Source organism: Actinomadura sp. CNU-125, assembly GCF_001942465.1.
GTDB lineage: Bacteria > Actinomycetota > Actinomycetes > Streptosporangiales > Streptosporangiaceae > Spirillospora.
Genome location: NZ_MKJY01000341.1, coordinates 1 through 4,667, shown reverse-complemented (window position 1 = coordinate 4,667; position 4,667 = coordinate 1). Strand labels below are relative to the sequence as shown.

Below are 4,667 nucleotides of genomic sequence, written 5' to 3'. Positions count from 1 at the left end.
ACAGCACCCGCGCCAGCCGCTGCGCCTCACCCGCCAGATCCGACCGGATCAGCTCACCCCCGAACTCGCCGACGACCCCTCCGTGAAAATCAGATAGATCACGCTCAGCACCGACCCCAGCCGCTCCGCCCGCTCGGCCGCCGACGGCACCGCGAACGGCACCCGCGCCGCCCCCAGCGTCTTCTTCGCCCGCGTGATCCGCGCCTGCACCGTCGCCGTCGGCACCAGGAACCCACGCGCGATCTCGTCGCTCGTCAGCCCCCCGACCACCCGCAGCGTCAACGCCACCCGCGCCTCCCGCGCCAGCACCGGATGACACGACACGAACATCAACGCCAGCACATCGTCGTCGATCCGATCCGGATCCCACAGCACGTCATCGTCCTCCCCGCCCGCACCGGCGGGCGCACCCCCCGAAAGGGCGCCGCCCTCGCCCAGCTCACGGGCGAGGACGGCGTACCTGTCGTCACGGGCCGCACGCCGCCGGAACGCATCGATCGCCCGGCGCCTGCCGACCGTCAGCAGCCACCCCGCCGGATTGCGCGGCACACCGTCGCGCGGCCAGTTCACCAGCGCCTCCGCCAGCGCCTCCTGCGCCAGGTCCTCCGCCAGCGCGAAATCACCGGTGTACCGCGCCAGCGCCCCGACGATCCGCGCGGACTCGATCCGCCAGACGGCGGTGACGGCCTCGCGGCCCGTCGACTCGGTCATCGCCCCTCGCCCCGGTCAGAGCTGCCCGGTCGCCTCACGCCACGCGCGTTCCTTCCGGATCCACTCGTTGTCCTGCGGGAACTCGTCGATCGTGGTGACCCGCCGGATCTCGGTCTTGAACCCGGGCCCGGTGATCGGCGACCGCTTGGCCCACTCCACCGCCTCCTCCTTGGAGGCCACGCTCAGGATGTAGAACCCGCCGAACAGCTCCTTGGTCTCCCCGTACGGGCCGTCGGTCACCACGGGAACCTCCGCCGCGTGATCGACCACCACGCCCTCGGCGGCGTCGTCGAGCCCCTCCGCGGCCAGCAGCACCCCGGCCTTGATCATCTCCTCGTTGAACCGCCCGACCGTCTCGAGCATCTCGGTGAAGTCGACGTCCCCCATCTGCGCGAACGCCTCGTCGGTCGCCCGCCAGATCAGCATGTACTTCATCGTGCGTCTCCCTGGTCCCGCGGGCCCCCTGCGGGCCCGCTCACCCCTAGGTCGAACGGCGGAACCGCGGATCAACACCTCCGCCGGACTTCTTCAAAAACTTTTTCCCGGGAGCCGCGCCGCCGCCTCCGACGCGACGATGATCGGGTCTCGCGGCGTTCAGCGCGACCTGGTCTTCAACGTTCCGCTTCTGCCGGGCGAGCCTGCGGAAGTAGGCCGCGAGGTCGATGTCCTGCTCATGCTTCGCGCGAACCTGCATCTTGTGGAGCTCGTCGAGTGACAGGCGAGCGATCTGCGGGTTGGTGCGTGCGATCTTCCATGCGAGGCGCGCCGCGGCGATCGCGTCGAAGGTCGCGTCGTGGGCGCCGTCGAGTGAGACGCCGTAGTGCTCGCAGGTGGCCGTGAGGGTTCGCTTCCCGGACCGGAACTTGTCGAGCGCCTTGTCGATGCAGAAGGGGTCCACGACCTGCAGCCCGTCGGGAGTGATCGACCCGAGCCCGAGCCGCCGCATCTCCCTGTCCATGCAGGTCAGATCGAACACAGCATTGAACGCCACGAGCGGGATGCCGTCGGCGGTCGCCTTCCCCAGGGCCGTGGCGATCTCCTTGACGCATTCGGCGGGGTCGCGGCCTTCGGTGTCGGCGCGTTCGGTGGTGTACCCGTGGATCTCCGCCGCTTCCGCGGGGATGGGGCGGCGGGTCTTGAGGACCCATGAGGTGACGTCGGGGGCGTTCTGCCCGGAGCCGTCGATGATCGCGACGCACGCGGTGACGATGTGCGCTTCCTCGGGCCGGGGGCCGTCGGTCTCCAAATCGAGCGCGGCCATGCGTCCCATGAACCAACCGGTCATCGGTCACCGCCCGCCGGGACCATCCACGGGTCCTGCTCGTCGGCCTCGGCCGCGGCCTGCTCGGCGGCGTCGGCGTCCGGGTCGGCCTTCTCGCCCGGCCCGTCGTCGTCGAGGATCTCCGCCGCCGTCACCGGCTCCGCCCGATACGTCGGCTCCGGCCGCCCGTCCCCGTCCAGCTCTTCGGCCGCGTACGGCGCCGCGTACAGCACGTCCGCAGCGATCAGCCGGCAGATCTCCCCGGTGGCGCGGGCGATCAGCATCGTCTGCGGCTGCTTGACCCACTGGTTCTTCAGCCCGCCGAGGAGCTTCGCCGCGCGGTCGATCGTCCAGGTGACGGTCTGCCAGTCCTCCTCGCCCTTCCGGCGGCCCCGCATCACGCATCGGGTGTCGGACGACTCGACGAGCTGGACGCTGTGGCCGCGGGACTGGAGGAGCCCGCGCATGGCGTGGGCGCGGAGGGCGGGGACGCCGTAGATGATGTCCAGCGCGCGCAGCGACGCCATCGGGGGGAGGCCGAGTTCCTGGCCGGTGAGGATCGCGGCGGTGACGTTGTGGGGGTTGCGCTGGTAGGAGTCGGGGACGAACGACGTCTTGGCGATTGACTCGGAGATGATGTTGGCCTGGCGGGCGTCCTGTGCCCACTGCGCGAGTTCGCTCATGTTGGTCGGGGCGGACTGCGCGGGGTCCTGCGGCTGCTGCTGGTCCGGGGTGTTGTCGTCGCGGATCGAGAGTTCAGTCATTGGGGATGGCCTCCAGGTCGTTGGCAGCCCACGGGGGCAGGGAGATGTGGACGATGTCGTCGGAGTAGCCGGGCCAGCGGCCGGTCTCGACGCAGCGCCGGTAGATGTCGAGTGCGGCCCGGTTGAGGGCGCGGCCGAGAGCCATCGCGTCGGCGTCGAGTTCGCAGACCGTCACCACGTAGGGGGCGGTCTTCTCCTGGACGATGAACAGGAACGCCGCGTCCGGCCCGGCGAGGTCGAGGGCCTGGACGGCGTCGAGGTACCAGTCGGCTTGGCAGTGGTAGCCGTGGTCGTGGGCGGCGCGGGAGAACTTCCGCGGCTCCGCGCTCACGGCGGTTTTGTAGTCGGGGACGATGACGCGGCGTCCGCCGATGGGGTCGCGGGACCAGTCGAGGCGGGCGCGTCGGCGGATGCCGGTTTCGGGGTCGGCCCAGAACAGGGACCGTTCCGCCTGCCCTGCCTCCAGCAGCTTCGCCGCGATGGGGTTGGCCTTGATCGCCTTCGCCATGGCGCGGACGGTCGCGAGTTCGTGCGGCAGGAGCGGCACCCGGCCGGCGAGCCGGGCGGCGTCGCGCTGGGCTTGGGCCGCCTTCGTCTTGTAGTTCTCCGCGTCGATTTCGACGATGGCGGACTCGTCGCCTTCGAGGACGATGGAGTGCGCCGCGGACCCGAAGTCGAGCGCCTTGGTGGTCTCCCGCGCGGACGGGTTGTCCTTGTAGTGGCGGAACAGGGCGGGGCAGGACGGCGGTAGGAGGCGGCGCGCTTCGCTGCTCGACAGGGATCCGCCGGGGACGGGATCGCTGTGGTAGAGGTCCGCGGGGATGTCGTCGTAGACGCCGGGCTTGGTGATGGTGAGGGTGTCGGGTGCGGCGGTCATTGGGTGATCGCCTCCTCGACGGCGGCGACGATGTGCGGCGCGCGAGCGAGCCATTCGTCGAGCCCGGCCGGTGCGGTGTCCCGCGTCCAGGTGTTGCGTGCGGTGCGGTAGGCGCGGGGTGACAGGTCGACGCCGGTGGCGGGGTCGATGTGGCGGGGCGGGATGCCGCGGGCGAGTGCCAGGGCGGTGCGGGTGTCGGCGACGCTGGTTTGCTGGTCGGCGGCGGCGATCGGGTTGCGGGTGTTGGTGTGCTGCCACGTGGCGACTTCGAGGCGCAGGAGCGCGACGGTGATGGCGGTGGTGGTGGGGGCGTCCGCCGTGCCCTCGCACGAGACGGCGGACGCCCGGTCCTGGGTGGCGGTCACGCGGGCACCGCCTGCGCCGCGGCGATGATGTCCGCCATCGACCTGTCCGCCTGGAACTGGTGGCCCAACTCGACCTCAAGCGCCGCGTACTCCGCGGCGAGGTCGGGGCGGAGCCGAGCCGCGCGAACCAGGTCGTCCCGGCTCGCGAGGACGCACAGCGAGCACGACAGGCGGGTCATGCCTTGGTCATAGGCCGGGTGGTACGGGACGCCGCTTGCTGTGATGCGGTCCCACACTTCGGTCTCGGCCCAGTCGTGGATCGGGAGCCAGCGGCGGATCGTTCGGCGCCCGGACGTGCCCGCCTTGTCGACCTCGATCACCGGCTTGCGGGCCCGTCCCGGGGACTCGTCGGCGCGCAGGCCCAGGCAGTACAGGACTTCCGCCGGGCGGTTGAGGTCGAGTTCGGTGACGAGCCGCGTGACGACCTTCCGTCCCTGCGACGTCTTCTGATCCGAAGTGCACCAGCGCGCCGGCGAGCTCGGGAACATGAGCCGTTCGGTGCGGAGCTGCTGGAACAGGCCGCCCTTCTCGCGGCGGGTGATCTCGAACCGGAACCCGTAGTGCGCGGCCTGCTCTCGGGCGAGGTCGGCGGTGCCGGGCCACTCGACCGGAAGGCCGGAGTCGGTGGTGCCGAGGTCGTTGTGCACGACGGTGACGCGGTCGGCGGCGTCGACCTCGCGGACGAGTTC

Annotated in this window: 6 protein-coding genes and 1 pseudogene; all 7 read right to left on the bottom strand. The window is 71.1% G+C overall.

Annotation, left to right across the window (positions count from 1 at the left end):
• Nucleotides 1–711, bottom strand: a pseudogene (locus BJF79_RS32455) (RNA polymerase sigma factor); the annotation flags it as partial.
• A gap of 15 nt (nucleotides 712–726) precedes the next feature.
• Nucleotides 727–1,146, bottom strand: a complete 420-nt coding sequence (locus BJF79_RS32450; RefSeq protein ID WP_075903189.1) for a YciI family protein — start codon at nucleotides 1,144–1,146, stop codon at nucleotides 727–729.
• Between the two features lie 46 nt (nucleotides 1,147–1,192).
• Nucleotides 1,193–1,996, bottom strand: coding sequence for an exonuclease domain-containing protein (locus BJF79_RS32445; RefSeq protein ID WP_075903187.1), 804 nt, complete (start codon nucleotides 1,994–1,996; stop codon nucleotides 1,193–1,195).
• Nucleotides 1,993–2,736 (bottom strand): hypothetical protein, encoded by a 744-nt coding sequence (locus BJF79_RS32440; RefSeq protein WP_075903185.1) that lies wholly within the window; start codon nucleotides 2,734–2,736, stop codon nucleotides 1,993–1,995. The genes BJF79_RS32445 and BJF79_RS32440 overlap by 4 nt, the downstream gene beginning before the upstream one ends.
• Nucleotides 2,729–3,613 carry a PD-(D/E)XK nuclease-like domain-containing protein gene (locus BJF79_RS32435; RefSeq protein WP_075903183.1) on the bottom strand — a complete coding sequence of 295 codons (885 nt, stop codon included), beginning with the start codon at nucleotides 3,611–3,613 and terminating at the stop codon, nucleotides 2,729–2,731. The genes BJF79_RS32440 and BJF79_RS32435 overlap by 8 nt, the downstream gene beginning before the upstream one ends.
• Complete coding sequence (locus BJF79_RS32430; protein ID WP_075903181.1) at nucleotides 3,610–3,978, bottom strand: hypothetical protein; 369 nt, start codon at nucleotides 3,976–3,978, stop codon at nucleotides 3,610–3,612. The genes BJF79_RS32435 and BJF79_RS32430 overlap by 4 nt, the downstream gene beginning before the upstream one ends.
• The coding region (locus BJF79_RS32425) for a phosphoadenosine phosphosulfate reductase family protein (RefSeq protein ID WP_075903179.1) at nucleotides 3,975–4,667 on the bottom strand (693 nt) is incomplete at its 5' end. The genes BJF79_RS32425 and BJF79_RS32430, both read right to left, overlap by 4 nt.